At 59.6% G+C, this 26,997-nt stretch carries 24 protein-coding genes, 1 tRNA gene, 1 pseudogene and 1 riboswitch; of the genes and pseudogenes, 21 read left to right on the forward strand and 5 right to left on the reverse strand.

The window, feature by feature from the left end; translation table 11 throughout:
* Window positions 1–57: 57 nt before the first annotated feature.
* Genes AC1DKH_RS07375 through AC1DKH_RS07395 form a run of 5 tightly spaced genes read left to right on the forward strand, consistent with a single transcriptional unit; the run spans window position 58 to window position 5,430 of the window.
* Window positions 58–1,347, forward strand: coding sequence for an OprD family porin (locus AC1DKH_RS07375; protein ID WP_477797845.1), 1,290 nt, complete (start codon window positions 58–60; stop codon window positions 1,345–1,347).
* A 39-nt stretch (window positions 1,348–1,386) separates the two neighbouring features.
* A complete protein-coding gene (locus AC1DKH_RS07380; RefSeq protein WP_477755586.1) occupies window positions 1,387–2,364 on the forward strand; it encodes a Bug family tripartite tricarboxylate transporter substrate binding protein in 978 nt (325 codons plus the stop codon).
* A 58-nt stretch (window positions 2,365–2,422) separates the two neighbouring features.
* Window positions 2,423–2,881: a tripartite tricarboxylate transporter TctB family protein gene (locus AC1DKH_RS07385; RefSeq protein ID WP_046041541.1), complete on the forward strand. Its 459-nt coding sequence runs from the start codon at window positions 2,423–2,425 to the stop codon at window positions 2,879–2,881.
* A gap of 1 nt (window position 2,882) precedes the next feature.
* Entirely contained in the window at window positions 2,883–4,397 is a 1,515-nt protein-coding gene (locus tag AC1DKH_RS07390; protein WP_477756855.1) for a tripartite tricarboxylate transporter permease, read from the forward strand.
* On the forward strand, window positions 4,390–5,430 hold the full coding sequence (locus AC1DKH_RS07395; protein ID WP_477797846.1) for an AbrB family transcriptional regulator: 1,041 nt from the start codon (window positions 4,390–4,392) through the stop codon (window positions 5,428–5,430). Before AC1DKH_RS07390 ends, AC1DKH_RS07395 begins: the two co-directional genes overlap by 8 nt.
* Window positions 5,431–5,532: 102 nt before the next feature.
* On the opposite strand, the gene ung is transcribed toward AC1DKH_RS07395, so the two are convergent.
* The gene (ung, locus tag AC1DKH_RS07400) at window positions 5,533–6,225 is read right to left on the reverse strand and encodes a uracil-DNA glycosylase (RefSeq protein WP_477756793.1); all 693 of its coding nucleotides are present in this window, start codon (window positions 6,223–6,225) and stop codon (window positions 5,533–5,535) included.
* Between the two features lie 132 nt (window positions 6,226–6,357).
* On the opposite strand from ung, the gene AC1DKH_RS07405 reads away from it, so the two are divergent.
* Window positions 6,358–7,470 (forward strand): enoyl-CoA hydratase/isomerase family protein, encoded by a 1,113-nt coding sequence (locus AC1DKH_RS07405; RefSeq protein WP_477797847.1) that lies wholly within the window; start codon window positions 6,358–6,360, stop codon window positions 7,468–7,470.
* Window positions 7,471–7,599: 129 nt separating this feature from the next.
* Here AC1DKH_RS07405 and AC1DKH_RS07410 read toward each other — a convergent pair whose 3' ends face one another.
* Complete coding sequence (locus AC1DKH_RS07410; protein WP_477797848.1) at window positions 7,600–8,028, reverse strand: hypothetical protein; 429 nt, start codon at window positions 8,026–8,028, stop codon at window positions 7,600–7,602.
* 167 nt (window positions 8,029–8,195) lie between these two features.
* Window positions 8,196–8,438 carry a hypothetical protein gene (locus AC1DKH_RS07415; protein WP_477756183.1) on the reverse strand — a complete coding sequence of 81 codons (243 nt, stop codon included), beginning with the start codon at window positions 8,436–8,438 and terminating at the stop codon, window positions 8,196–8,198.
* 295 nt (window positions 8,439–8,733) lie between these two features.
* Window positions 8,734–8,834, forward strand: a riboswitch (guanidine-I (ykkC/yxkD leader).
* Window positions 8,835–8,894: 60 nt separating this feature from the next.
* On the opposite strand from AC1DKH_RS07415, the gene AC1DKH_RS07420 reads away from it, so the two are divergent.
* The 12 genes and pseudogenes from AC1DKH_RS07420 to AC1DKH_RS07475 all read left to right on the forward strand — a co-directional run bounded on the left by AC1DKH_RS07420 (window position 8,895) and on the right by AC1DKH_RS07475 (window position 21,381).
* Window positions 8,895–9,962 (forward strand): putative urea ABC transporter substrate-binding protein, encoded by a 1,068-nt coding sequence (locus AC1DKH_RS07420; RefSeq protein WP_477797849.1) that lies wholly within the window; start codon window positions 8,895–8,897, stop codon window positions 9,960–9,962.
* A 15-nt stretch (window positions 9,963–9,977) separates the two neighbouring features.
* Complete coding sequence (locus AC1DKH_RS07425; RefSeq protein ID WP_477765108.1) at window positions 9,978–10,793, forward strand: ABC transporter permease; 816 nt, start codon at window positions 9,978–9,980, stop codon at window positions 10,791–10,793.
* Window positions 10,790–11,578 carry an ABC transporter ATP-binding protein gene (locus AC1DKH_RS07430; RefSeq protein ID WP_477797850.1) on the forward strand — a complete coding sequence of 263 codons (789 nt, stop codon included), beginning with the start codon at window positions 10,790–10,792 and terminating at the stop codon, window positions 11,576–11,578. The genes AC1DKH_RS07425 and AC1DKH_RS07430 overlap by 4 nt, the downstream gene beginning before the upstream one ends.
* A gap of 13 nt (window positions 11,579–11,591) precedes the next feature.
* Complete coding sequence (locus AC1DKH_RS07435; protein ID WP_477797851.1) at window positions 11,592–12,317, forward strand: urea amidolyase associated protein UAAP1; 726 nt, start codon at window positions 11,592–11,594, stop codon at window positions 12,315–12,317.
* Between the two features lie 11 nt (window positions 12,318–12,328).
* Complete coding sequence (locus tag AC1DKH_RS07440; protein WP_108216808.1) at window positions 12,329–12,970, forward strand: urea amidolyase associated protein UAAP2; 642 nt, start codon at window positions 12,329–12,331, stop codon at window positions 12,968–12,970.
* A gap of 314 nt (window positions 12,971–13,284) precedes the next feature.
* Complete coding sequence (uca, locus tag AC1DKH_RS07445; RefSeq protein ID WP_477797852.1) at window positions 13,285–16,929, forward strand: urea carboxylase; 3,645 nt, start codon at window positions 13,285–13,287, stop codon at window positions 16,927–16,929.
* Window positions 16,930–16,954: 25 nt separating this feature from the next.
* Window positions 16,955–18,733 (forward strand): allophanate hydrolase, encoded by a 1,779-nt coding sequence (atzF, locus tag AC1DKH_RS07450; protein ID WP_477797853.1) that lies wholly within the window; start codon window positions 16,955–16,957, stop codon window positions 18,731–18,733.
* Window positions 18,734–18,876: 143 nt separating this feature from the next.
* Window positions 18,877–18,999 (forward strand): annotated as a pseudogene (locus tag AC1DKH_RS07455) (hypothetical protein); the annotation flags it as partial.
* Window positions 18,986–19,201 carry a cysteine-rich CWC family protein gene (locus tag AC1DKH_RS07460; RefSeq protein WP_477755882.1) on the forward strand — a complete coding sequence of 72 codons (216 nt, stop codon included), beginning with the start codon at window positions 18,986–18,988 and terminating at the stop codon, window positions 19,199–19,201. The pseudogene AC1DKH_RS07455 and the gene AC1DKH_RS07460, both read left to right, overlap by 14 nt.
* Window positions 19,202–19,237: 36 nt before the next feature.
* On the forward strand, window positions 19,238–19,930 hold the full coding sequence (locus AC1DKH_RS07465; RefSeq protein ID WP_477797854.1) for a pseudouridine synthase: 693 nt from the start codon (window positions 19,238–19,240) through the stop codon (window positions 19,928–19,930).
* A 312-nt stretch (window positions 19,931–20,242) separates the two neighbouring features.
* Window positions 20,243–21,127 (forward strand): alpha/beta fold hydrolase, encoded by an 885-nt coding sequence (locus AC1DKH_RS07470; RefSeq protein WP_477797855.1) that lies wholly within the window; start codon window positions 20,243–20,245, stop codon window positions 21,125–21,127.
* Window positions 21,128–21,307: 180 nt separating this feature from the next.
* Window positions 21,308–21,381: transfer RNA gene (locus AC1DKH_RS07475), tRNA-Gly, on the forward strand.
* Window positions 21,382–21,541: 160 nt separating this feature from the next.
* Here the strand turns inward: AC1DKH_RS07475 and AC1DKH_RS07480 are convergent.
* On the reverse strand, window positions 21,542–23,188 hold the full coding sequence (locus AC1DKH_RS07480) for a phosphoethanolamine transferase (RefSeq protein ID WP_477760574.1): 1,647 nt from the start codon (window positions 23,186–23,188) through the stop codon (window positions 21,542–21,544).
* Window positions 23,189–24,026: 838 nt separating this feature from the next.
* Between AC1DKH_RS07480 and AC1DKH_RS07485 the strand changes: the two genes are divergently transcribed.
* The 3 genes from AC1DKH_RS07485 to AC1DKH_RS07495 all read left to right on the forward strand — a co-directional run bounded on the left by AC1DKH_RS07485 (window position 24,027) and on the right by AC1DKH_RS07495 (window position 25,996).
* Complete coding sequence (locus AC1DKH_RS07485; protein ID WP_034150107.1) at window positions 24,027–24,206, forward strand: type II toxin-antitoxin system HicA family toxin; 180 nt, start codon at window positions 24,027–24,029, stop codon at window positions 24,204–24,206.
* Between the two features lie 37 nt (window positions 24,207–24,243).
* Window positions 24,244–24,651: a type II toxin-antitoxin system HicB family antitoxin gene (locus AC1DKH_RS07490; protein ID WP_477797856.1), complete on the forward strand. Its 408-nt coding sequence runs from the start codon at window positions 24,244–24,246 to the stop codon at window positions 24,649–24,651.
* Between the two features lie 616 nt (window positions 24,652–25,267).
* A complete protein-coding gene (locus AC1DKH_RS07495) occupies window positions 25,268–25,996 on the forward strand; it encodes a class I SAM-dependent methyltransferase (protein WP_477797857.1) in 729 nt (242 codons plus the stop codon).
* A gap of 40 nt (window positions 25,997–26,036) precedes the next feature.
* Here the strand turns inward: AC1DKH_RS07495 and tam are convergent, their stop codons facing one another.
* Complete coding sequence (tam, locus tag AC1DKH_RS07500) at window positions 26,037–26,807, reverse strand: trans-aconitate 2-methyltransferase (RefSeq protein WP_477797858.1); 771 nt, start codon at window positions 26,805–26,807, stop codon at window positions 26,037–26,039.
* Window positions 26,808–26,997 lie beyond the last annotated feature (190 nt).

The following is a 26,997-nucleotide window of genomic DNA, read 5'->3' on the forward strand; positions in this document are numbered from 1 at the left end:
GAAAAACGCCTCGAAGCGTTTTCGACAAATAAGAACAATAAACGGAGTAACTCATCCATGCAGTCCCTGCAGACCCAGGCTATCGCGCCTGCCCGCCTCTCCCGTTTCGGCCACACTGTGCTTGCCAGCGCTGCCGCCCTTGCCGGCTTTTCACCGCTGAGCCAGGCCGCATTCTTCGACGACAGCTCGGCGACTTTCGAAACCCGCAACATGTACTTCAATCGCGATTATCGCGACGGTACCAGTGCCCAACAGTCCAAGCGTGACGAGTGGGCCCAGGGTTTCATGCTCAATCTGAAATCAGGCTACACCGACGGCACCGTGGGGTTCGGTGTCGATGCGTTGGGCATGTTGGGGGTCAAGCTCGATTCAAGCCCTGACCGCACCGGTACCGGCCTGCTGCCGACCGACGATGGGCGAGCCGTCGATGAATACTCCAAGCTCGGCCTGACCGGCAAAGTGAAAATCTCCGCCAGCGAGCTGAAGATCGGCACCCTGATTCCGGAACTGCCGATCCTCAAGCCCAACGACGGGCGCATCCTGCCGCAGACCTTTGAAGGCGGCATGCTGACCTCCAAAGAGATCAAGAACCTGACCTTTACCGGCGGTCGTCTGGACAAAGCCAAGGACCGCGACAGCACCAACTTCGAGGACATTGCCCTCAACAACAAGAACGGCCGTTTCGCTGGCACCGTGGCCGGCAAGCACTTTGATTTTGGCGGCCTGGACTACAAGCTCACCGACAAGATCACCGGCAGCTACCACTTCGCGCAACTCGATGAAGTCTACAACCAGCATTTCCTCGGCTTGATCGCCTCGCAGCCATTCGGCCCCGGCACCTTTGGCACTGATCTGCGGTTTGCCATCAGTGACGACCAGGGCGAGGCCCGTGGTGGCAAGATCGACAACAAATCCCTCAACGGTCTGGTGAGTTACGCCTTGAGCGGGCACAAGTTCAGCGCGGGCTACCAGCACATGTCCGGCGACAGCGCGTTCCCGTATGTGGATGGCGCCGACCCGTACCTGGTGAACTTCGTGCAGATCAACGACTTTGCCGGGGCCGAAGAACGCTCCTGGCAAGCGCGTTATGACTTCGACTTCGTCACCCTCGGCGTCCCCGGCCTGACTTTCATGAGCCGTTACGTAAGCGGTGACAACATCAAGCTCAAGAACGGAGACGAAGGTAAAGAATGGGAACGCAACAGCGAGATTAAATATGTTGTACAAAGCGGCGCGCTCAAGGATGTCGCCGTGCGTCTGCGCAATGCCACCTACCGTTCCAACTACTCCGCTCGCGATGCCGATGAAGTGCGTCTGCTGGTGAGCTATAGCGTTGCCCTCTGGTAATTCAGTACGTCAATAACAACAACTCCCAAGGAGACTTGAATGAACCTGTCAATGCGTAAACTAGCCCTCGCCGCCAGCGTCCTGCTGTTCACCGGCCAAGCGCTTGCCGAACCCAAACGTCCGGAATGCATCGCCCCGGCCTCGCCCGGCGGTGGTTTCGACCTGACCTGCAAACTGGCGCAAAGCGCGCTGGTCAACGAAAAACTGCTGACCAAGCCGATGCGCGTGACCTACATGCCCGGTGGTGTCGGCGCGGTGGCGTACAACGCGGTGGTCGCCCAGCGTCCGGCCGATGCTGGCACCCTGGTGGCCTGGTCCAGCGGTTCGCTGCTGAACCTGGCCCAAGGCAAATTCGGTCGTTTCGATGAAACCAACGTTCGCTGGCTCGCTGCCGTTGGCACCAGCTATGGCGCCATCGCGGTGAAAAGCGATTCGCCTTACAAGAACCTCGACGATCTGGTCCAGGCACTGAAGAAAGATCCGAGCAAAGTGGTGATCGGTTCCGGCGGCACCGTCGGCAGTCAGGACTGGATGCAAACCGCGCTGATCGCCAAGGCCGCCGGAATCAACCCGCGTGACCTGCGTTACGTCGCCCTCGAAGGTGGCGGCGAGATTGCCACCGCCCTGCTCGGTGGGCACATCCAGGTCGGCAGCACCGACATCTCCGACTCCATGCCGCACATCCTGAGCGGCGACATGCGCCTACTGGCGGTGTTCTCCGACAAACGCCTGGACGAGCCGGAAATGAAGGACATCCCGACAGCCCGCGAGCAAGGCTACGACATCGTCTGGCCGGTGGTGCGCGGCTTCTACCTCGGGCCAAAAGTCAGCGACGAAGACTACGCCTGGTGGAAAGCGGCCTTCGACAAACTGCTGGCTTCCGAAGACTTCGCCAAGTTGCGCGATCAGCGCGAGCTCTTCCCGTTCGCCATGACCGGCCCGGAGCTGGACACCTACGTGAAGAAGCAGGTCGCGGACTACAAAGTGCTGGCCAAAGAGTTCGGCCTGATCCAGTGATCGCCTCTGTCTAGCGGCCGCGGCTCCGTTTGGCGGAGTCGCGGCACAGGAGTTCCCCATGCTCTTACAACGCATTTTTGCTTCGGTGCTGCTGCTGGTCTGCCTCGGCCTGGCGCTGATGGCATGGCCGTATCAAGCGGCTTTTTCCTACGAACCGGTGGGGCCTCGGGCCTTTCCATTGCTGATGCTCGGCCTGATGGGCTCGGCACTGTTGTACATGGTGTTCCGTCCGGCACCGATCAAGCACAGTGCTGACGAGCCGCCGCTGGACCGCGAAACCCTGACCAAGATCGGCATCTGCGTGGTGCTGTTGCTGGTGTTCGCCGGCACTTTCGAACCGCTGGGTTTCATCGTCGCCAGCATCCTGATCGGTGTGCCCATGGCCCGTCTGTATGGCGGTCGCTGGGTGCCAAGCATCGTGATCATCAGTCTGATGGCCGTCGGCCTCTACCTGCTGTTCGACAAGTTGATGGACGTGCCGCTGCCGCTTGGCGTGCTCGACGTTCTGGAGAACTGATATGGATACTCTTGGCTATTTGGGTCAGGGTTTCGGCGTCGCGCTGAGCCCGTACAACCTGGTGACCGCGCTGTGCGGCACCCTGATCGGCACCGTGGTCGGCCTGTTGCCGGGCCTGGGGCCAATCAACGGCGTGGCACTGCTGATCCCGATCGCATTCGCCCTCGGCCTGCCACCGGAGTCGGCGCTGATCCTGCTGGCAGCGGTGTACCTGGGTTGCGAATACGGCGGCCGGATCAGCTCGATCCTGCTGAACATCCCGGGCGAAGCGTCCACCGTGATGACCACCCTCGACGGTTACCCGATGGCCCGCCAGGGCCTGGCCGGTGTAGCACTGTCGCTGTCGGCATGGAGCTCGTTCATCGGTGCCTTCATCGCCACCTGCGGCATGGTGCTGTTCGCTCCGTTGCTGGCGAAATGGGCGATTGCCTTCGGCCCGGCGGAATATTTCGTGTTGATGGTGTTCGCGATTGTCTGCCTCGGCGGCATGGCCGGTGACCGTCCGCTGAAGACGTTCATCGCGGCGCTGATCGGTCTGTTCCTGTCGACCGTCGGCATCGACGCCAACAGCGGTGTGTATCGCTTCACCGGAGACAACATCCACCTGACTGACGGCATCCAGTTCGTCGTGCTGGTGCTCGGTCTGTTCTCCATCAGCGAAATCCTTCTGCTGCTGGAAAAAACCCATCACGGCCAGGAAGCGGTGAAAGCCACAGGCCGGATGATGTTCAACTTCAAGGAAGCGGCGTCGGTGTTCGTGGTGAACATCCGTTGCGGCGTACTGGGTTTCATCATGGGCGTGTTGCCGGGTGCCGGTGCGACCCTGGCCAGTGCCGTGGCCTACATGACCGAAAAACGCATCGCCGGTACTGGCGGCAAATTCGGTCAAGGTGACATGCGCGGCCTCGCCGCCCCGGAAACCGCCATCGGCGGCGCGGCCTGCGGTGCGCTGGTGCCGATGCTGACCCTCGGCGTTCCAGGTTCGGGCACCACGGCGGTGATGATCGGCGCCCTGTCGCTGTACAACATCACTCCGGGCCCGCTGCTGTTCCAACAGCAACCGGACATCGTCTGGGGCCTGATCGCTTCGTTGTTCATCGCCAACGTGATGCTGGTGATCCTCAACATCCCGATGATCCGCATCTTTACCCGCATCCTCGCCGTGCCGAACTGGGCACTGGTGCCGGTGATCGCGATCATTACCGGGATTGGTGTCTACGCGGTGCACGCGACAACGTTCGACCTGTTCCTGATGATCGGCATCGGCATCTTCGGTTATATCCTGCGCAAGCTGGACTTCCCGCTGTCGCCGGTATTGCTGGGTTTCATCCTCGGCGGCCTGATGGAACAGAACCTGCGCCGCGCCCTGTCGATTTCCAACGGTGCGCTGGAAATCCTCTGGTCGAGCCCGATCACCTTCGGTTGCTGGGTGCTCACGGCGATCATGCTGCTGATGCCGCTCATCCGCATCTGGCGCAAACGTTCGGCCGCGCAACGCGTTATCGCCGATGTCTGATCGGTTCCCCTTCAAACTCTGGTGGGGAACCCCGCTGGTCGGCCTGCTGGGCGGTTACCTCGCCAGCCAGGTCGGCTGGCCTTTGCCGTGGATGGTCGGCTCGTTGCTGGCGATCATCCTCGTGCGCTGCCTGACACCCTGGCAATTGGCGGAAATCCCTGGCGGCCGCAAGTGCGGCCAGTGGATCGTCGGTATCGGTATCGGCCTGCATTTCACCCCGCTGGTGATGGAGCAGGTACTCAGTCATTTCGGTCTGATCTTCTTCGGTGCGTTGGTCACCAGCCTGTCGGCGGTCGTCGGCGTGTGGCTGATGCGCCGCACCGGTGAAGATCGCGCCACGGCGTTCTTTTCCAGCATGCCCGGTGGTTCCGGGGAGATGGTCAACCTCGGCGCCCGCAATGGTGCGGTGCTCAGCCGTGTGGCGGCGGGGCAGAGTTTGCGGGTGTTGGTGGTCGTGCTGTGCGTACCGGCAGCCTTCAAGTATCTGTTGGGCGACGGTGCGCCGATTGCCCATGTCGGCAGCATCGATTGGCGCTGGCTGGCAGTGTTGTTTCCCGCTGGAGCGTTGGCGGCCTGGATCTGGGAACGCCTGCGTCAACCCAACCCCTGGCTGTTCGGACCGTTGCTGGTCAGCGCGGCAGTCAGCATCGGCTGGGATCTGCACATCGGTTTGCCCAATGGCGGTAGCCAGATCGGTCAATGGTTGATCGGTAGCGGTCTGGGCTGTCACTTCAACCGGCAGTTTTTCCGGCGTGCGCCATCGTTCATGGGGCGCACCTTGATCGGCACGGTGTTGACCATGCTGATCGCCACGGTGGCGGCATTGGGTTTGAGTGCGATGACCCATCTGGATCTGCGTTCACTGACTTTGGGCATGATGCCCGGCGGTATTGCCGAGATGAGCCTGACGGCGGAAACCCTGCAACTGTCGGTGCCGCTGGTGACGGCGATGCAGGTGATGCGGTTGTTGTTTGTGCTGTTTCTGGCGGAGCCGTTGTTCAAGTACTGGAACCGGAATCCGGATTCAGTCTGATGGACCGAGTCGCCTTCATCGCGAGCAAGCTCGCTCCCATAGGGTTCGTGTGTTCCCTGTGGGAGCGAGCTTGCTCGCGATGGGGCCGGCCCAGTCAGCACATCAAACCGGCGGCAACCGCCACTCGATCGGCGTCTCGCCATTCTGCTCCAGAAACTTGTTGGTCCGACCGAAGTGCCCGCATCCGAGGAAGCCGCGATAGGCCGACAGCGGAGACGGGTGCACCGAGGTCAACACCAGGTGCTTGGTGGCATCGATCAGCTTCTGTTTGCTCTGGGCATGGGCGCCCCACAGCATGAACACCAGGTGCGGTTGTTGTTGGCTGACCACTTCAATGATTCGATCGGTGAAAAATTGCCAGCCCTTGTCCTTGTGCGCATTGGCGTTGGCCCGCTCGACGGTCATGGTGGTGTTGAGCATCAGCACGCCCTGATCGGCCCAGCTCTGCAGGTAGCCATGGTTGGGGATGTCGATGTTCAGGTCGCGTTTGAGTTCTTTGTAAATGTTCACCAGCGACGGTGGCGCCGGTACTCCAGGTTGTACAGAGAAGCACAAACCATGGGCCTGTCCCGGACCGTGATAAGGATCCTGACCGAGGATCACCACTTTGACCTTGTCCAGCGGCGTGGAATTGAGCGCGTTGAAGATCATCGGCCCCGGCGGATAGATCTCCTTGCCGGCCGCCCGCTCCTGTTGCAGGAAGTTTCGCAACTCTGCCATGTAGGGCTGGTCGAATTCGGCACGCAGTGCCTCCTTCCAGCTCGGTTCGAGTTTGATACGGTCTTCAGCAGTCATGGTTACATCCGGCAAAAACAATGGGGCGAACCCTAGGAAAGCGCATCACGCTTGTCAATTGATCTGACGCAGATCCGGCACTTTCCCACACAGCGATCATACTTAACCCTCAAATTCCCGATCGAGGTCACGATGAATCTGCACTTCGAAGAACTCACCGGCACCGACGGCGCACGCATCGGCATCGCCAGCCTGGATGCCGAAAAATCCCTGAACGCCCTGTCCCTGCCAATGATCAACGCCCTGCGCGACCGCCTGGAAGCCTGGGCCAAGGACCCGCAGATCGTCTGCGTCCTCTTGCGCGGTAATGGCGCCAAGGCTTTTTGCGCCGGGGGTGAAGTGCGCAGCCTGGTGGAAGCCTGCCGCGAGCAACCCGGGGAAGTGCCACTACTGGCCGCGCACTTTTTTGCGGCGGAATATCGCCTGGACTTCAAACTTCATACCTACCCGAAACCGTTGATCTGTTGGGGCCACGGCTATGTGCTCGGTGGTGGCATGGGATTGTTGCAAGGGGCAAGCATCCGCATCGTCACGCCGAGCAGCCGGTTGGCGATGCCGGAGATCGGCATCGGCCTGTACCCGGATGTTGGCGCCAGTTGGTTTCTGTCGCGCCTGCCCGGCAAGCTCGGGTTGTTCCTGGGCCTGACCGGTGCGCATATGAACGGCCGCGATGCCATCGACCTGGACCTGGCCGATCGTTTCCTGCTCGATGAGCAGCAGCCGAAATTGCTCGAAGGCCTGTTGCAATTGAACTGGCAGGAACAGACACCCATGCAGCTCAACAGCCTGCTCAAGGCCTTGCAGCAGGAAGCCGTGGCACAGATGCCCGAAGCCCAGTGGCTGCCGCGCCGACAGCAGATCGACGAGCTGTTGGACGTCAGCGACGTGCGTTGCGCCTGGAAAGCGATCAGCGCCTTGCGCGATCACACCGATCTGTTGCTGAGCCGCGCAGCCAGGACCCTGAGCGAAGGCGCGCCGCTGACCGCTCATCTGGTGTGGGAGCAGATCATCCGTTCCCGGCACTTGTCGCTGGCCGAAGTTTTCCAGATGGAATACACCCTGAGCCTCAACTGCTGTCGTCATCCGGAGTTCAGCGAAGGCGTACGTGCCCGGTTGATCGACAAGGATCAGAAGCCTCGCTGGCACTGGCCGGATATCAATAACGTGCCGGACGCGGTGGTAGAGGCGCACTTTCACAAGGCGTGGGAAGGTCGGCATCCGCTGGCGGATTTGTCCGAGTACTAAAGTCCGCGCATAAAAATTGTGGGAGCGAGCCTGCTCGCGAAAACGGAGTGTCAGTCGAAATCAATGTTGCCTGACATTCCGCCATCGCGAGCAGGCTCGCTCCCACAGGTTTTGTATTTGACTGAATGATTAGCGGTGATTACCCCGCCAGTTGTGATCGCCACGTCCGCCACGATGGTCGCGCCAGTCGTGATCGCGATTGTCATTGTTCCAGCCCCCGCGGTTACGGCCGTCCCAGCCATGGTTCTGATGCATCCGGTAATCGCCCCGATATGGCTGGTAATAGCGTGGGGACGGCTGATACATCCGCGGCTGCGAGTAATAGCGCGGCGTCGGCTGGTAATACCGCGCTGGCGGCATGTAATACCGAGGCGACGGTGTGTAGTAACCATTGGAATAGTAGGCCCCCCCCTCGGCGTAATGGGTTGGCGTAGGCGAGGTATAGACTTCGGAACTGTAGTAACTGCCTCCTTCGTCGTAGTAAGGCACGCACCCACCAAGGGACAATCCCAACACAGCAAGCAGAAGAGTTCGGCGCAGCTTTTTTTGACAGAGCATGGCGGCCTCCTGGACCGCGAATGAGCCACGCCAGCGACGCTGGCAGGCGACAGTCAAATGTTCGGTGACTGTCGAAATATCAGACATCGAATTCGGAACCTGGTGCGCTCCTGAAACAAGTAGAAACATCTGGCCGATGAAAGGTTTTTCATCCATTCACGCCATGATTAACGGTGGCCACCGTGAAATCCACCGCCATGATATCCACCGCCGTGATAGCCGTGACCACCATAGTAATAGGAGCGATAACCACCGTAGTAACGTGGGCTGTAATAGCCGCCGTGGTAATAAGGCGAGTAGTAACCGGGATAGTAATAAGGTGCCGCGTAGTCGTCGGCAGGACCGTCGTAGTAGTAGCAGCCAGACAATCCAAAACCGAGCACTGCACCAAACAACAATCGACGCAACATGACGGCCTCCGTGAAGACCCGTGACAGCAGTCGGCACAGACCGGCTGACACCTTTTTTGACTGGTAAATCTCTGCCAAGTGCAACGCCGCATCCACCTTCTGATCAGCGGCGGATACGTTCCAATGCGGTGCACCTGCGCACCATCACAAGGCAGCCTGCCCTCCCGATCAAAACCGCCGACCACCCCGTCGCCCACGCTAGAGCGCTCGGAGCAACTTGGCACGTCTCTCGCTTTAGCGCACTTGTTCCAAAAAAATGTGCAGGCGTCACCACAGGTTCGCGGCACCACAATTTGCAATGGCTGACTAGGGTTCCGGCTCGCAATCGCGAGTGACTGGTCCGAGAGTTGGCGACCTCCAGTTGAGGTTACACGGCGGGACAAAAGCCCGGGAGACAAGCCACCGTTCGCGGTGCCGCTGCCTTCCTGTCCGTCCCTGATCAACTGGAGAACCACCATGTCCCAACTTCGTTTACCCGCCCTGCTCGCCGCTGCGTTCGCAGCCCTCGTGAGCTTCTCGTCCCAGGCCGCCCAGAAAGATCACTTCAGCGTGTGCTGGACGATCTACGCCGGCTGGATGCCGTGGGAATATGCCGGCAGCCAGGGCATTGTCGATAAATGGGCGAAAAAGTACGGCATCAAGATCGACGTGGTGCAACTCAATGACTACGTCGAATCCATCAACCAGTACACCGCCGGCCAATTCGACGGCTGCACCATGACCAACATGGACGCGCTGACCATTCCGGCCGCCGGCGGCGTCGACAGCACTGCGCTGATCGTCAGCGATTTCTCCAACGGCAACGACGGCATCGTGCTCAAGGGCGAAGGCAAAAAAGTCGCCGACCTCAAGGGCATGGACGTCAACCTGGTGGAGCTGTCGGTGTCCCATTACCTGCTGGCCCGGGCTCTGGATTCGGTGGACCTCACCGAGAAAGACCTGAAAGTGGTCAACACCTCCGACGCCGATATCTCGGCCGCCTTCAACACCGATCAGGTCAACGCCGTTACCACCTGGAACCCGATGCTCTCGGACATCAAGGCCAAGCCTGCCGTGACCGAGGTGTTCAACTCCAGCCAGATCCCCGGCGAAATCATGGACATGATGGTGGTCAACAGCGCCACCCTCAAAGACAACCCGGCCCTGGGCAAGGCATTGACTGGCGCCTGGTTCGAAGTGGTCGAGTTGATGAGCGCGAAAAACGCCGCCAGCAAAGCCGCGCTGGAACACATGGCCAAAGCCTCGGGCACTGACCTGGCGGGTTTCCAGGCACAACTGGACACCACCAGGCTGTTCGCCACGCCCAAGGAAGCCCTGGCGTTCAGCACCAGCAAGCAACTGCCGGAAACCATGCGCAAGGTCGCCGAGTTCTCGTTCCAGCACGGCTTGCTCGGTGAAGGCGCCAAAGACACCAGCGCGGTCGGCATGGCCTTCGCCAACGGCGTGACCAGCGGCGACAAGGGCAACCTCAAGCTGCGCTTCGACCCGAGTTACGTGCAGATGGCCGCCGACGCCAAGCTGTAATCAGGAGAACCGGCCATGCGTCTGATCAACCATCACCCGGACCGCCCGAGTCGCCTGCTGTTGGTGATCCTGCCGTTCGCCCTGGTGCTGTTCGCCTACTTCACGGGCTCGGCCGAGCGACTGGCGGACAACCCCAACGACAAGCTGCTGCCCAGTGCCGTGCAGATGACCGATGCGGTGAAACGCCTGGCGTTCGTGGCCGACAGCCGCACCGGCGAATACCTGCTCTGGCAGGACACGGCGTCCAGCCTGCAGCGTCTGGCCATTGGCCTGGGCATCAGCGCCCTGGCCGGGCTGTGCCTGGGCATCGCCGCCGGTACCCTGCCGTTGTTCGGTGCGCCGTTGTCACCCTTGCTGACCGTGCTGTCGATGGTGCCACCGCTGGCGATCCTGCCAATCCTGTTCATCGTCTTCGGTTTGGGTGAGTTGTCGAAAGTGATGCTGATCGTGATCGGCATTACTCCGGCGCTGGCCCGGGACCTGGAACAGCGCGCCCGGGAAATTCCCGTGGAACTGCTGATCAAGGCCCAGACCCTCGGCGCGTCTACCTGGACCCTGATGCTGCGGGTGGTGCTGCCGCAACTGCTGCCACGGTTGTTGATCTCGCTGCGACTGATGCTCGGCTCGGCATGGCTGTTCCTGATTGCCGCCGAAGCCATCGCCTCCACCGACGGCCTCGGCTACCGGATTTTCCTGGTGCGCCGCTACCTGGCGATGGACGTGATTTTGCCCTACGTGGTGTGGATCACCCTGCTCGCCTGGCTGATGGATTGGGGCCTCAAGTACCTCACCCGCCGTGCCTTTCCCTGGTATGAAGGGGCCGCAAAATGAGTTTCATCACCGTTAAAAACGTCTGGCAGCAATACGCCGATCAAGTGGTGCTTGAAGGCCTGAACCTGAACGTCAACGAAGGTGAGTTCTGCACCCTCGTGGGTGCCTCCGGTTGCGGCAAATCGACCTTCCTGCGCCTGTTGCTCGGCCAGGAACGCGCCAGTCGCGGCGAGATCCTGCTCGACGGCCAGCCCTTGGCCGCAGAGCCGGACGCCAGCCGTGGCGTGGTATTCCAGCGCTACTCGGTGTTCCCGCATCTGAGCGTACTGGACAACGTCGCTCTCGGCCTTGAACTGCCTCGTTCGCGTTTGCTTGGACGCCTGTTTGGCAGCGCGAAAAAAGAGGCCCGCGAACAGGCTTCGGTGCTGCTGCACAAAGTCGGCCTGGGCCACTCGCTGGACAAGTACCCGGCGCAGCTCTCCGGCGGCATGCAACAACGGCTGGCCATCGCCCAGGCGCTGATCATGAAGCCGCGGGTGTTGCTGCTCGACGAACCGTTCGGCGCCCTCGACCCGGGCATCCGCAAAGACATGCACGCCTTGCTCCTGGAGTTGTGGCGCGAGACCCGACTGACAGTGTTCATGGTCACCCATGACCTGTCCGAAGGCTTCAGCCTCGGCACCCGCTTGCTGGTGTTCGACAAGGTCCGTCTCGACCCGCATGCACCCGGCCGCTATGGCGCACGCATCACCTACGACATCCCTTTGAACAGCGACCGCCGCACCCACCGTGCCGCCGTCGACGTCCTGCCAGTGCAACTGGCGGGTTCACTTCGAACCGCTTGAGAGGGTTTTGCCCATGACTGATTCGACCCGACTGTTCCCGCCCTTCGCCGAGGAAATGCTCCCCGGCGGCGGCCATCGCTCCTTCGTGCTCAAACGCGGTCAATTGCTGCGCCTGACCGACCTGCGTGGCGGCGCCAACGTCAGCCTGACGCTGCTCAACGCCAATGAAAAAACCGAGCGCTTGAACCTGCCCGACAGCCTCAAATGCCAACACACCGCCAAGCTCACCGCCGGCCACTGCCTGTACTCGGACATGGGCCGCGTGCTGGCCGCCATCACCGCCGACACCTGCGGCTGGAGCGACAGCCTGGGCGGCGTGCTCTGCGCTGAAGAAGTGACAGAAAAGTACGGCGCCGGCCGCTATCAGGAATTGCGCAACGGCTTCTTCCGCAATGGCACCGACAACCTGTTGGTGGAACTGGGCAAGTGGGGGCTGGGCCTGTCCGAGCTGCTGATGACCCTCAACCTGTTCAGCCGCGTGAACGTCGATGACGCCGGGCGTTTCCACTTCGTCGAAGGCAATTCCAAGACTGGCGACTACATCGAGTTGTACGCGCCGATGGACACCCTGGTGGTACTCACCGCCCTGCAGCACCCGATGGATCCGTCGCCGGAATATGCACCGAAACCGCTGAAGCTCAGCTGGATGAACGCCGACGCCAGCGTCGCCGAACACTGCCGCACCTCGCACCCGGAGAACGAGCGTGGATTCATCAACACCGACCGTTTGTTCGCCTGAGGATCGCTGCCATGTCACTCGCAATCGCCACCGCTCCACAGTCGCCTGAAACGGCCGTCTACCGCGCCACCATCCCCGCCGGAGAGCCCTGGCTGATGGAGGTCAAGGCCGGCCAGACTTTGCGCATCCTCGACCTGGAGGGTAACCAGGCTGTCGACACCCTGTTCTACAGCGTTGCCAACCCGAAGGAACGCTACGACGTGCAGCGCACCCTGCGCCGGCAGAACAGCGTGTACCTGAGCACCGGCAGCGTGCTGTATTCCAACCTCGGCAAGCCGATGCTGACCATCGTTGCCGACACTTGCGGGCGTCACGACACCCTGGGTGGTGCCTGTGCGCAAGAGAGCAACACCGTGCGCTACGCCCTGGAAAAACGCTACATGCACAGCTGCCGCGACAACTACCTGCGCGCCTGTGCTCACGATGGCCGCCTGGGCAAGGGCGACATCGGGCCGAACATCAACTTCTTCATGAACGTGCCGGTCACCGCCGACGGCGGCCTGACCTTCGAAGACGGCATCTCGGCACCGGGCAAGTACGTCGACCTGCGGGCCGAGATGGACGTGATCGTGCTGATCTCCAACTGCCCGCAACTGAACAACCCGTGCAACGCCTACAACCCCACCCCTGCGGAGCTGCTGGTATGGAACTGAAACTTTCGCGGTTGCGCCGCTGGTTGTTTGCCTTGTGCCAGGCCCGTTCAGGGCAGTGCCTGAAAAAGTAAAAACCACCACCGGCCCCCCTGTAGGAGCGAGCTTGCTCGCGAAAAACCCAAGAGCACCGCTGGGCATCTGGTTTTACGCGTAATCGTTCACGACCATCGCGAGCAAGCTCGCTCCTACAAGGGGCCGGCGTTTCAAATCTGGTGATTCTGCCGTCGGGGACGACCCTGGCGCCTGTCGAAAAACTGCGGGACGGCCCGCATCCCAGTCGAGGCTGATGCGCTATCGCCTCCGGGGGTTATGCCATGTTCGAAAAAGTCCTGATCGCCAACCGTGGCGCCATTGCCTGCCGCATCCTGCGGACCTTGCGCGAGATGCAAGTGCAGGGTGTCGCCGTGTATTCCGAAGCCGATGCCGCCAGCCTGCACATCCTGCAAGCCGACGAGGCCCACAGCCTCGGTGAGGGTGCAGCGGCTGGAACTTATCTTGCGGTCGACAAGATCCTCGCCATCGCCAAGTCCACCGGCGCCACGGCGATCCATCCCGGCTACGGTTTTCTCTCGGAAAACGCCGCGTTCGCCGAAGCCTGCGAGGCCGCCAACATCGCCTTTATCGGCCCGACGCCAGAACAACTGCGCGTGTTCGGCCTCAAGCACACCGCCCGCGCCCTGGCCAAACAACACGGCGTGCCCATGCTCGAAGGCACCGAATTGCTCGACAGCTTCGACGCCGCATTGGTCGCCGGCGAACAGGTCGGCTATCCGGTGATGCTCAAAAGCACCGCCGGCGGTGGCGGCATCGGCATGCGCGTGTGCCGCAGCGCGGCCGAGTTGAGCGAGTCCTTCGAAGCGGTCAAACGCCTGGGCCAGAACAACTTCAGCGACGCCGGGGTGTTCATCGAGAAGTACATCCAGCGTGCCCGCCATCTGGAAGTACAGGTGTTCGGCGATGGTCGCGGCGAGGTGATCGCCCTCGGTGTGCGCGATTGCTCGGTGCAGCGGCGCAACCAGAAAGTCCTCGAGGAAACCCCGGCGCCAAACCTGCCCTACGGCATGGCGGATGAACTGTGTGCGGCGGCGATCAAACTGGCCAAGGCAGTGAACTACCGCAGCGCCGGCACCGTGGAGTTCGTCTTCGACAGCGATGCCCAGCGTTTCTACTTTCTGGAAGTGAACACCCGCTTGCAGGTGGAACACGGTGTCACCGAACAGGTTTGGGGGGTCGACCTGGTGCGCTGGATGGTGCAACTGGCGGCCGGTGACCTGCCGCCGCTGAGCGATCTGGCAAAGTGTTTGAAACCGCAGGGTCATGCGATTCAGGCACGGTTATACGCGGAGGATCCGGGGCGCGATTTTCAACCGAGCCCAGGCTTGCTCACCGCCGTGGATTTCCCGCCGGCCAATGGCATTCAACTGCGCATCGACACCTGGGTCGAGGCTGGCTGCGAGATCCCGCCCTACTTCGACCCGATGATCGCCAAGGTCATCAGTTGGGCGCCGACTCGCGAAGAAGCCACTGCGGACCTGCATCAGGCGCTGGGCGACAGCCTGCTCTATGGCGTGGAAACCAACCGCGATTACCTGCGGCAGATTCTGCTCGATGCGCCTTTCGCCAGCGGCCAGCCATGGACCCGTTGCCTGGAGGGTCTGGTGTATCAGGCCAACACGTTCGAGGTGCTCAGTGCTGGCACCCAGACCAGCGTGCAGGACTATCCCGGTCGCCTCGGTTACTGGGCGGTGGGTGTACCGCCGTCGGGGCCGATGGACAGTCGCGCGCTGCGTTTGGGCAACCGTTTGCTGGGCAACGAAGAAGGCGCCGCGGCGCTGGAAATCACCATGAGCGGGCCGTTGCTGCGCTTCAATTGCGAGACGGTAGTAGCCGTGACCGGCGCCATGATTCCATTGCGGCTCAATGGCGAAAGCGTACCGATGAACACTGCGTTGATGGTTCCGGCAGGCGCCACCCTGAGCCTCGGCACCATTGTCGGAGCCGGTGCCCGCAGCTATCTGAGCCTGCATGGCGGCCTGCAAGTGCCGGATTATCTGGGCAGCAAAAGCACCTTCACCCTTGGCCAATTCGGCGGCCACGGTGGCCGCGCCTTGCGAGCCGGTGACGTATTGCACCTGTCAGCCCTGAATGACCACAGCGCCGGTCAGCAACTGGCTGAAGATCAGCTCACCGAACTGCCTGCGGTTCGGCGAATTCGAGTGATTTACGGCCCCCACGGGGCTCCGGAATATTTCACCGAAAACTACATCGGCACCTTCTTCGCCACGCAGTGGGAAGTGCATTTCAACTCCAGCCGCACGGGCGTTCGCCTGATCGGACCGAAGCCTGAGTGGGTGCGCGCCGACGGAGGTGAAGCCGGTTTGCATCCGTCGAACATCCACGACAATCCGTACGCGATCGGCGCGGTGGATTTTACCGGTGACATGCCGGTGATCCTCGGCCCGGATGGTCCGAGTCTCGGCGGGTTCGTGTGCCCGGTGACGGTGATCGAGGCGGATCTTTGGCAGTTGGGGCAGCTCAAGGCGGGGGACAAGGTGCAGTTCCTGCCGGTCGATATCAAAACTGCCCGAGCCCTCGCCTTGAAATGGGATCACTGTAGGAGCTGGCTTGCCAGCGAAAACGGTGTGTCAGCGACATCAATGTTGACTGACAGGGCCCCTTCGCTGGCAAGCCAGCTCCTACAAGGGGTTGTGTCGCCTGTGGTATTGGATTTGGGGCGGGACGACACGCGTCTGGTGGCGAGGCTCTCGGGCGACACCCACCTGCTGCTGGAAATCGGCGCCCCCGAACTGGACCTCGTCCTGCGCTTCCGCGCCCACGCCCTCATGCAGGCGCTGGAAAGCAAACACCTGCACGGTGTGACCGACCTCACCCCCGGCATCCGCTCACTGCAAATCCATTATCAGCCCGAGCAACTATCACTACCGGATCTGCTCGGCATCGTTGCCGGCGAATGGGACGCCGTGTGCGCAGCCAAAGACCTGCAAGTACCGTCGCGCATCGTGCATCTGCCGCTTTCCTGGGATGACCCGGCGTGCCAGCTGGCCATCGAGAAATACATGACCACCGTGCGTAAGGACGCCCCCTGGTGCCCGAGCAACCTGGAGTTCATCCGCCGCATCAACGACCTGCCGAACCTCAATGAAGTGCGACGCACGGTGTTCGACGCCAGCTATCTGGTGATGGGCCTGGGTGACGTCTACCTCGGCGCACCGGTCGCCACCCCGCTCGACCCGCGTCATCGCCTGGTCACCACCAAGTACAACCCGGCGCGCACCTGGACCGCGGAAAACTCGGTGGGCATCGGTGGCGCCTACATGTGCGTCTACGGTATGGAAGGCCCCGGCGGTTATCAGTTTGTCGGGCGTACGTTGCAGATGTGGAACCGCTACCGCGACGTTGCCGCGTTCGATGGCAAACCGTGGTTGCTGCGGTTTTTCGACCAGATCCGTTTCTACCCGGTCAGCGCCGATGAACTGCTGCGCATTCGCCGGGATTTCCCCCTCGGGCGCTTCGACCTGAACATCGAGCACAGTCAGTTGAACCTTGCGGATTACCAGGCGTTTCTGGCGCAGGAAGCCGAGACCATCGACGCGTTTCGCGATCAGCAAAAAGGCGCATTCAATGCCGAGCGCGAACGCTGGATCGCCAGCGGCCAGGCGCATTTCGACAGTGAAGAACCGGCCCTGGAGACGACCGAAGAGACGCCGCTGGCCGGCGGCCAACAGAGCGTCGACAGCCACATCGCCGGCAACCTCTGGCAGGTTCAGGTCGAGGTCGGCAGCCGCGTCGAGGCCGGTGACGTGCTGGTGATCCTGGAGTCGATGAAGATGGAAATCCCCCTGCTCGCGCCGATGGCCGGCGTGGTGCGCGAGATTCGCGTGCAACCGGGTTCGGCGGTGCGCGCCGGACAGCGCGTCGTGGTGCTGGAACTCGACTGAACCCATTTTGAAAAGGACTCATTCCATGAACATCAATCTGCAACTCGACGCCGTGCGTGGCGCTTATCGCGACGGCCGCACCACGCCACGACAATTACTGCTGCAACTGCGGGACAAAGCCGCTGCGCTGAACCCGGACTATCACCTGTTCATCCACTTGCTCAGTGTCGATGAACTGGAGCCCTACCTCGCCGCCCTCGACGGTCGCGACCTCGACAGCCTGCCGCTGTACGGCGTGCCGTTTGCGATCAAGGACAACATCGACCTGGCGGGCATTCCGACCACGGCGGCGTGCCCGGCATTTGCCTATGTGCCGGAGCGTTCGGCGACCATCGTCGAACAACTGCTGGCCCTCGGTGCGATTCCGCTGGGCAAGACCAACCTCGACCAGTTCGCCACCGGGCTCAACGGCAGCCGCTCACCGTACGGCGCGTGCCCCAACAGCGTGTTGCCGGAATACCCGTCGGGCGGTTCCAGCGCCGGTTCGTCGCTGGTGGTGGCGCTCGGGATCGCGAGTTTTTCCCTGGGCACCGACACAGCAGGCTCCGGGCGTGTGCCGGCGGCGTTGAATAATCTGATCGGCCTGAAAGCCACCAAGGGCCTGATCTCAACGGCCGGCGTCGTACCGGCCTGTCGTACGCTGGATTGCGTCACCACGTTCACCGCCACCGCGCGGGAGGCCAGTCAGTTGCTGGCACTCACCGCGCGCCTCGATCCACGGGACGAATACAGCCGCAGCAACCCGTTGTGGAACGACGGCTCGGCGTTCGGCACACCGCGGCCGTTCCGTTTCGGCGTGCCGCGTGCGCAGGACCTGCAATTTTTCGGTTGCCCTGAAGGCCCGCTGTTGTTCGGTGATGCCATCGACCACCTCAAGGCCTTGGGTGGCGAAGCGGTGGAACTGGACCTGTCGCCATTTCTGGAGGCCGCCCGCTTGCTCTATGAAGGCCCGTGGGTGGCCGAGCGCTACAGCGTGGCCGGTGAGTTGATGGCGCAAAACCCCGAGGCCGTGTTGCCAGTGATTCGCGCCGTATTGGCCAAGGCACCCGCCGTCGACGGCGTGCAAACCTTTCGCGCCCAATACCGCCTGCAAGCGCTCAAAGCCCTGTGCGACAACGCGCTGGAGGGCCTCGATTGTGTCGTCACGCCGACCATCGGCCGCCCGGTGACGCTGGCGGAACTCGAGGCCGAACCGGTGCTGCGCAATTCGGAACTGGGCTACTACACCAACTTCATGAACCTGCTCGACTACGCCGCCGTCGCCGTGCCCAGCGCCTTCATGGACAACGGCATGCCCTGGGGCGTGACGCTGTTTGGCCGGGCCTTCACCGATCAGTATCTGCTGAGCGTGGCGGATGCCTTGCAGCGTCAGCAAGGCTTGGCCGCAGCTGCACCGGCGCCGGTCGCACGCCATGATCGGGCGCGGCTGGTGGTCTGCGGCGCGCACCTGGACGGGCTGGCGTTGAACTGGCAGCTCAAGCAGCGCGGTGCCCGGTTGCTGGAATCGACATTCAGCTCGCCGGACTATCAACTCTATGCCCTGGCCGGCGGCTCGCCGTTTCGTCCGGGCATGGTCCGGGTGAAGGATGGCGGCGTGGCGATTGCGGTGGAGGTCTGGGAGCTGCCAAGCCGTGAACTCGGCTCGTTCCTGACCGGGATTCCGGCACCGCTGGGGCTGGGCAAGGTGCAACTGGCGGATGGTCGCTGGGAGAGCGGGTTTATCTGTGAGGCGTATGGGCTGGAGGGTGCGGTGAACATCAGCCACTTTGGCGGCTGGCGGATGTATCTGAAAACACTGCTGTGATCTTTCGATTCGCTGGCAAGCCAGCTCCTACAGGGTTAGCGCAGAACTGGTAGGAGCTGGCTTGCCAGCGAAGGCATCAGCCCAGGCACCGCGGCACCTGGTCCCAGCCGATTTACCCTATGAATCCAGCAGTTATTTCCCCACAGCCCGATGACACCTTGCACAGCCTGCTGTCACGGGCGGATCATGCGATGTATCGGGCCAAACAAAGTGGCCGCAACCGAACCTGCGTAGAGAAGTCTCACTCCGTCCATGAACCAGCCTGATCTCTGCCCCGCCTGCGGCGCCCCCAACGACTGCACTCTGGCTGACCCGCGAACCGCCGACCGCGCCTGCTGGTGCTACGGCGTCAGCATCGACCCGGCGGTGCTCCAGGCGCTGCCGACGGAACTACGCAACGCCTCGTGCCTGTGCCCGCGTTGCGCCGAAGTCGAGACGCAGTTGCAAGCAGCGCCCGAATCGTTCTAGTAAGATGCGCGCCCCTTTCCTCACTGATCCTTAGTCATGCGCGTCGACCGTTTCCTCAGCAATCTGCCGTGCTTCAACCGTAAGCAGGTACGCCTGTTGCTGGTGGAAAAACGCGTCAGGGTTGACGGAAAAGTCGTCAGCGACCCGCACAGTGAAGTCCGCGAATTCAGCCGCGTCGAAGTCGACAACGACGTGCTGCAAGTCGGTAAACCCCTGCGCCACTTCATGCTGCACAAACCTGCCGGTTGCGTCAGCGCTACCAAGGACCCGCAGCACCCGACCGTGCTCGACCTGATTCATGAACCGGACAAGGAAGAACTGCACATCGCCGGACGCCTGGATTTCAATACTACCGGTCTGATGCTGATCACCAACGACGGCAGCTGGTCGCGACGCTTGACCCAACCACAGACCAAACTGCCCAAGGTCTATTACGTCGAAACCGAACAGGACATCGGCCCCGAATACGCGATCAAGTTCAGCGAAGGGCTGTACTTCGCCTTCGAAGACCTCACCACGCAACCGGCCGGGCTAGAGCTGCTCGGGGCAAAATGCGCACGCCTGAGCATCGTCGAGGGCCGTTATCACCAGGTCAAGCGCATGTTCGGCCACTTCAACAACAAGGTGATGCGCCTGCACCGCGAACGCATGGGGCCGTTGGTGCTCGATGACGCGTTGGAACCGGGCGAATACCGCCCAATGACCGATGAAGAGATCGGATCGGTCTAAACACGCGACCGCTGAGCAGAAGTTGTAGAACAATTTACCAACAGCACTTGCGCGATGACGTGACCCCTGCTTGAATCAGGACGTCGGCCGAAATGTGACCGACGAGTCACCACATACTTCTAAGAAACTTTTTGCCGCTAGGAACCCAAGGGTTCCGGCCTCATCCGGCAGACTGCCCGCCAATAACAATACCCGTCGACCTGCCTGCAATGGATCGACATGGGCCTCTCAAATTCCAGGCGTATGCCTACCTGTCACAAAGCTCGTGCAATCTCTATTGCGCGCATACCCGCTTGCCAGGAGTCTTATGACATGAGGCCAGAAATCGCTGTGCTGGATATACAGGGTCAGTATCGGGTTTACACGGAGTTCTATCGCGCAGACGCCGCAGAGAAGACCATTATCTTGGTCAACGGCTCGATGGCCACGACTGCGTCGTTTGCACAGACCGTGAAAAACCTCCATCCGCAGTTCAACGTCGTCTGCTACGACCAGCCCTACGCGGGCCGGTCAAAAGCCCACAACCTGCATGAGAAAATGCTCACAAAGGAAATCGAAGGGCAGATCCTGCTTGAGCTGATCGACCACTTCGCCGCCGAGCACGTGCTGTCGTTTTCCTGGGGTGGCGCCGCGACCATGATGGCGTTGTCGCAACGACCACGGCGCATCGAAAAAGCCGTGATCAGCTCGTTCTCTCCGGTGATCAACGCACACATGCTCGACTACCTCGAGCGCGGCGTCGAACACCTCGGCAACCTGGACCGCGACCGGGTCGGACACCTGGTGAACGACACCATCGGCAAACACCTGCCGTCGTTGTTCAAGCGCTTCAACTATCGCCACGTCAGCTCCCTGGCCGAACATGAGTACGGGCAGATGCACTTCCACATCAACGACGTGCTGCACAGCGACCGCCAGTGCTACCTGCATGCGGCGAAAAAAATCGACGTGCCAGTGCTGTTCCTCAACGGCGAATGGGATGAATACACCGCCGCCGACGACGCCCGGTTGTTCGCCAGCCACGTACAACACAGCACATTCAGCACCCTCCAGGCCACCGGCCACTTTCTCGACATGGAGCACAAAGCCGCCTGCCGAGACAGCCGCAACGCACTGATGGGCTTCCTGAAACCTTCACAACACGAAAGCCGACCGCGTTACCACTACGTCCAGGACCACCATGCATTGGCAATCTGAAATAGAGTCATCGCGAGCAAGCTTCGCCCCGCAGCGTTAATCGCATTTCTGTAGGAGCGAGGCTTGCCCGCGAACGACCGCCATGCGGTCTATGCATCGTTTCACCTGCGCTAAAGCCATTTGGTGCAAAGAAAAACTTCAAATCCCCGCGCGTATCTGGTACAAAGTCAGCCGCTCTGAGCGGGTGTCGTATAATGGCATTACTCCAGCTTCCCAAGCTGATAACGAGGGTTCGATTCCCTTCACCCGCTCCACTATTTTCAAGGCTTCCAGCAGCGTCCGTACGCATCGTCAACGAGCTGAGGGGCACATTGGGGGACGTTTAGTCTCACCATCTAGCGGCAGACCAAATCCTCCCTTCGCCATACCGCCACGCCACTTCATGTTGCCCCGTCGGAAAACGATCTGGCCGGTCTAACGCGCATCAAAATCAAACGTTGGAACATATTCTGAGCCGAGCAGGTGTGGACATTTCGATGTCACAAAATCATCACTTAGCAAATCATTCGAACTCTTGTATTCACTCGTGAGAATGCCAGTGATATTCAAAAGCGTATGCGACAAGGACGAAATGCTAGCTCTTTGATTTTCCCTTTCCTTTAACTTTGAAAGCTTGAGCGCTTGCTCGCTTGAAATATTATCGGACGCCCAGACAAACGCCGAAACCAACATATCATACTTATTGCCAATTCCATGACCCAACAGCCCTCGACTATCATCCATGATATTTTCGCCATGGTCCGATGAATAAAACAATATCGATGGTCTTTGACTCAATTTCAATTGATCAATAATCGAGCTTAACAGCCAGTCCGTATACAAGATGGAATTATCATAATCCGCGGCGATTTTATCTTTTACGCTATTGCTTGACGGCTTGAATTTTTTGAAGTCATCTGGATACCGGCGCGAGTACTCGAAATGACTGCCCTTGATATGGATAAATATGGCTTGTTTTTGCGTAGCGCCGTTGTTTAATATTTTTTCATATTCCGGCATCATTGCTCCGTCATAGCTCCTTTCAAAATATTGACTACTTTGTGCCTCTGCTGCTATTTGCGGAATTATTCCGCCGAAACTATCGACTTCCTGCACTGACAACCAATAGGTCATGTAACCGGCTGCGCGATATATACCCACCAAGGATTTTTTTGACGCAATGGCATTCCAATCCGATATGGGCTCAAGGCTGAGCATTGAGGGAACGGCGGCCGAAGTATATGGGGCTGTCGTACACATGCGATTGAACTTGTAAATCCCTGCCAGCCTGTCGAGATTCGGGGTGGTCTCCTTGTCATATCCGTAGAGAGACCAATTTTGCGGCCGCGATGACTCACCGATTACAAAAACAACAGTTTCTATATTTGACTCATTCGAAACACTGGTTATTTCCACCTCCGATTCCCGGCGCCGCTTGATAAACTGCTCCGATTGCAAATACAAGTAAGTAGTGAGGCCGACTTGCGATAAGTACCCGGCGGGCGTGCTTTGATCTTTTGCAATGAGATCCAGGACCGCAGGTTTCCCGAAAGAATTGAATTTGACTGTTTTATAAAAATACGCGCCATACCCCAAAAGCAAGGCACTAATTACCAAAATAAAAACACCCTTGCTTTTATAAAATTCACGCTTATACAAGCCTATGAGCCCTACCCCATAGAAAGCGACGAATATTATCAAAACAATGGTCACCGGCCGCCAATAAGTCAGCAAAAAATCGCCCGTTTCCTTGTAGCTGTTCAGACCGATAAATAGATAGGCCGCCGTTAATCTCGAATTGAAATTCAGAACAAGGAATAGATCGACGGCCGCCAACAAATAGAACGGAAGCAGAACGACGTGAGTTTTGAACTGATTGAACGAAGCGAATCGAATCGCCAAAAGCCACAACACTGAAATAGCAGTGGTATACATGGCCAACAAATCAATTTTCGAGTATCGATGGTTTGTGATCAATCTAATTATTATCGGCGACAACAAAAAAGCCCACAACACTAAGTTTGGCCATTCCGCTTTAAGTATTTTTGCTGGGGAATCGATGGCTTTTACTGATTTTTTCATAGTCTAGTTGTTCTCGTCGGATACCAACCTGCTACCCAAAGGTTAGCTCAGTTGGCGTATAGCGCCACGAGGCTCACCCTGCATTCACAGCGCAAAATCGACCCGCCGGGCCAAGCGCTCGTATAGTTTTGGTACAGATCCGCCCCTGCTCGTAAAGAAGCAATAGCGCTGCGTTGAGCCGGACGGGAGATACCTTATTCTCCCGGCTCACCCTTTGCCCCGAGATCACCATGGACAGGTCAGAGTTGGGAATGATGATCGTTTCAATGATCGGGTTGTTCGGCTTTGCTTCGTTTATTTTTGAATACTTGAGTGCCAGGCGCTCAAAGAAAAGTAAGCCGCAGTGATTTTCACAGTGGTCAAAAAAAGGACAGATGACGCTGAGCGACGTCTGTCCCTTCTTTGCATCAGCAATGCCGCGACCAGAAACCTCTCGCGATGGCTAACGCCAATCCGTTAAGCGTGACACTGAACATGTGGCGAGTGAACAATGCCTCGGTCCGACACCGGCTATCTTGAATTTGGCTTTTTCACCAAAAAATTAGTGTTTCGCCATAAAGTCGCTGTCCTGTTAGCGTTTTTCTCGCCTCCGTAAAGGATTTCGTCTCCTGGCAGACGACTGGCGCACCTGTTGCCCGCGCATACGCCTGCGCGGCAAATCCTTGCAATACACATATCACTTCAATTCGGCCATGCCTGAAGCCATGGCCGCAGAGCCCTCCTAGACTCGATCCCTATCGCCCTATGCGATCGACCCCAGGACGATTTCGGTGGTTATAGTGTTGATTCAAATATTTTAGTAGGTATAGTAACCACAAGCACACCACAAGGAGGTGATGTGAATAGCCGATTTTTGATAAGCCAAATCATTGCGGACGGTTGGTATCTGGTACGTATCAGAGGCAGCCATCATCACTTCAAGCATCCGACCAAGCCGGGGTTGGTGACTGTCCCTCACCCGAAGAAAGATCTGCTCAAGAAAACGGCCATCAGTATTTTGCAACAGGCGCTGCTCTGAGGAGCCCAATGCGCTACGTACGTGGAGGACAATCAACATGCTGTACCCAATTGCAATTTCAATGGGCGACGACCAACACGCCTGGGGCGTGGAAGTCCCCGACATTCCGGGCTGCTTTTCCGCTGGGGAAGATCTGGACGACGCGATGGCCATGGCCCGAGAAGCCATTGAGGGCCATTTCGAGATTCTGGCCGAAGATGGTTCACCCATTCCGTCTGCCAACAAAGTGACCCTGCATGCAGCTAATCCGAAGTACGCGGGCTGTGCGTGGGCACTGGTGGACATCGACGTCACTAAATACCTGGGCAAGGCCCAGAAGCTGAACATCACACTACCCGGCTACCTGCTCAACCGAATCGATGAGTACGTGCTGCACCACCCGGAAGAGAAAAGCCGTTCGGGTTTTTTGGCGTCGGCTGCTCTCAAGGTGCTGCAGCAAGGCTGATGACCCTATTACATTGATATATCAACCGGCCCCAAGTGGCCGGTTTTTTTATGGGCGGGAATTTAGTGAAGCGCTGCAGGCAATTTTCAAGAAAAAGCCGCGTCCTACACGACACTAGGAATTGTCCGTACACTTGCGCATTGCTGTGCCTTTGTCATGAGCCCTAAAGTCCGAGCGCGCCCAAATGGCGTATCGGGTTTGGCGACTCGATGTCAGCGGCATAGGAACCTTCGAGCTTAACTCGGAGCGTTTTTAATCGCACTTGGCTGCCTTTTTTCGGTAGCTGTGCGTGGGAGACCTTCGGGTCTGCCGGTTTTGCCGTTGCCCGGTTCGCCAACCCGCGTACAGCCACCACCCTAATGAGATGGTCAGCCCAGTACGGGAACCCCGTTAAATCTAAACTTACCGGGCTTCTCACTGATTTGCGGAGACCTCTCATGGATATCTTGGACTTGCTCGGCCTGGATATTGGAAAAAGCACCTTTCATCTCATAGGGCACGACCCCGAAAGGGACTGCTACGCAGTCCAACGGGAGCAAGCTCCCTCGCCACGGGTTGCCATCACTCACGGGAAAATTGTGCTGTCATGTGAACAATCCCATGAGAGGTCCCAAACATGACCCAAAACATCTACGACGACCCTAAATTCTTCCAGGGCTACAGCCAGATGGCCCGCTCCATCGGCGGTCTCGATGCCGCGCCGGAATGGCCTGCACTGAAGGCCATGCTGCCGCCAATGCAGGGTCTGAAGGTAGTGGATCTCGCTTGCGGCTACGGTTGGTTTTGTCGCTGGGCCAGTGAGCAAGGCGCCGAAAGCGTGCTCGGCCTGGATGTTTCGCAGAAGATGCTGGAGCAGGCGCGCAAAACCAGATCCGCTTCGAACATCCGTTATGAGCGCGCCGATCTGGAGCAGCTCAATCTGCCCACCGCCAGTTTCGATCTGGCCTACAGCTCCCTGGCGCTGCATTACATCAAGGACTTGCCGGGGTTGTTCGCCAGTGTCCACGCAGCCCTCAAACCCGGTTCGCATTTCGTGTTTTCCATCGAACATCCGATCTTCATGGCACCGCGTAATCCTGGCTGGATCATCGATGCCCAAGGCAGCAAGAGCTGGCCCGTGGACGCTTATCAGAGTGAAGGCGAGCGCGTGACCAATTGGCTGGCGGACGGTGTGATCAAACAGCATCGCACCATTGGCACGTTGCTCAACACGCTGATTGGCGCTGGATTCAGCATTCAGCACGTCGACGAATGGGGGCCGAGCGATGCCGAGGTGGCGGCGCAACCGGCCCTTGCCGAAGAGCGGGAGCGGCCCATGATGATGTTGGTCGGCGCTCAGCGTTGATGGATAAAAAAGGGACGGATAAGTCTGTCGCTTTTTCGCATCAGCGGGTTGCGACGATAAACAGTCGTGGGAACGGCAACAGCACCGAACCATCGGCCAAAGCCGGATACGCCTGTTCGATAGCCGCTTGATACCGCTTCAGATACTGCGCCCGTTCCGCTTCGTCCAGCGGGTCGAGGAACGGCCGCAACCCGCTGCCCTTGAACCACTCGACGACACCCGACGCACCGTCCGCGAGCGGATGATGATAGGTGGTGCGCCACACATCGACGCGGGCGCAGTGGGGCTTCAACATCGAGTAATAGCCACCGGCATCAGCCATTTCCGTGCGTTGCCCGGCAGCACCGGCCAGTTTGGTGGCCCAAGGGCCATGAGCTGCCACTTCGCGCATTAAACGGTGTGAAGGCTCATTGAGGTTGTCCGGCATCTGAATGCCCAAGGTGCCACCTGGTGCAAGCTTGTCCACCAGCGAAGGCAACAGCGTCGCGTGATCAGGCAGCCACTGCAATACCGCGTTGGCAAATATCACATCGAACGGGCCAGTGCCGCTCCAGCTATCAATGTCCGCGATGTCGAAACGTACTTGCGGCAGACGCTTGCGGGCGGCTTCGATCATGTCGGTCGAACTGTCCAGCCCCTGCACCGAGGCGCCGGCAAAGCGCTCCACCAGCAACTCGGTGGAGTTACCAGGCCCGCAACCGATGTCGACGGCCGTACGCACGTCCCCGGCAGGAATGGCCGCCAGCAGGTCACGGGCGGGACGGGTGCGTTCATCTTCAAAAGCGACGTACTGTTTGGCGGACCAACTCATTGCGTTCTCCTGTCGGTGCGTTGTCCTCGGGCCGCTACGATACCGCGGCAAGCACCGCTAAAGGTTTCAGAAAATCACCTTTTCGGTCACATCGAATTTTCATTCGACCGCCACTGCCTGAAAAATCCAACACAAAACCCCAAGCCGCATCTGGATCAGTGCCGAACAGAAAAACGGCGCGTGACCGAAA

It is taken from the genome of Pseudomonas sp. 05L36, from assembly GCF_056398125.1.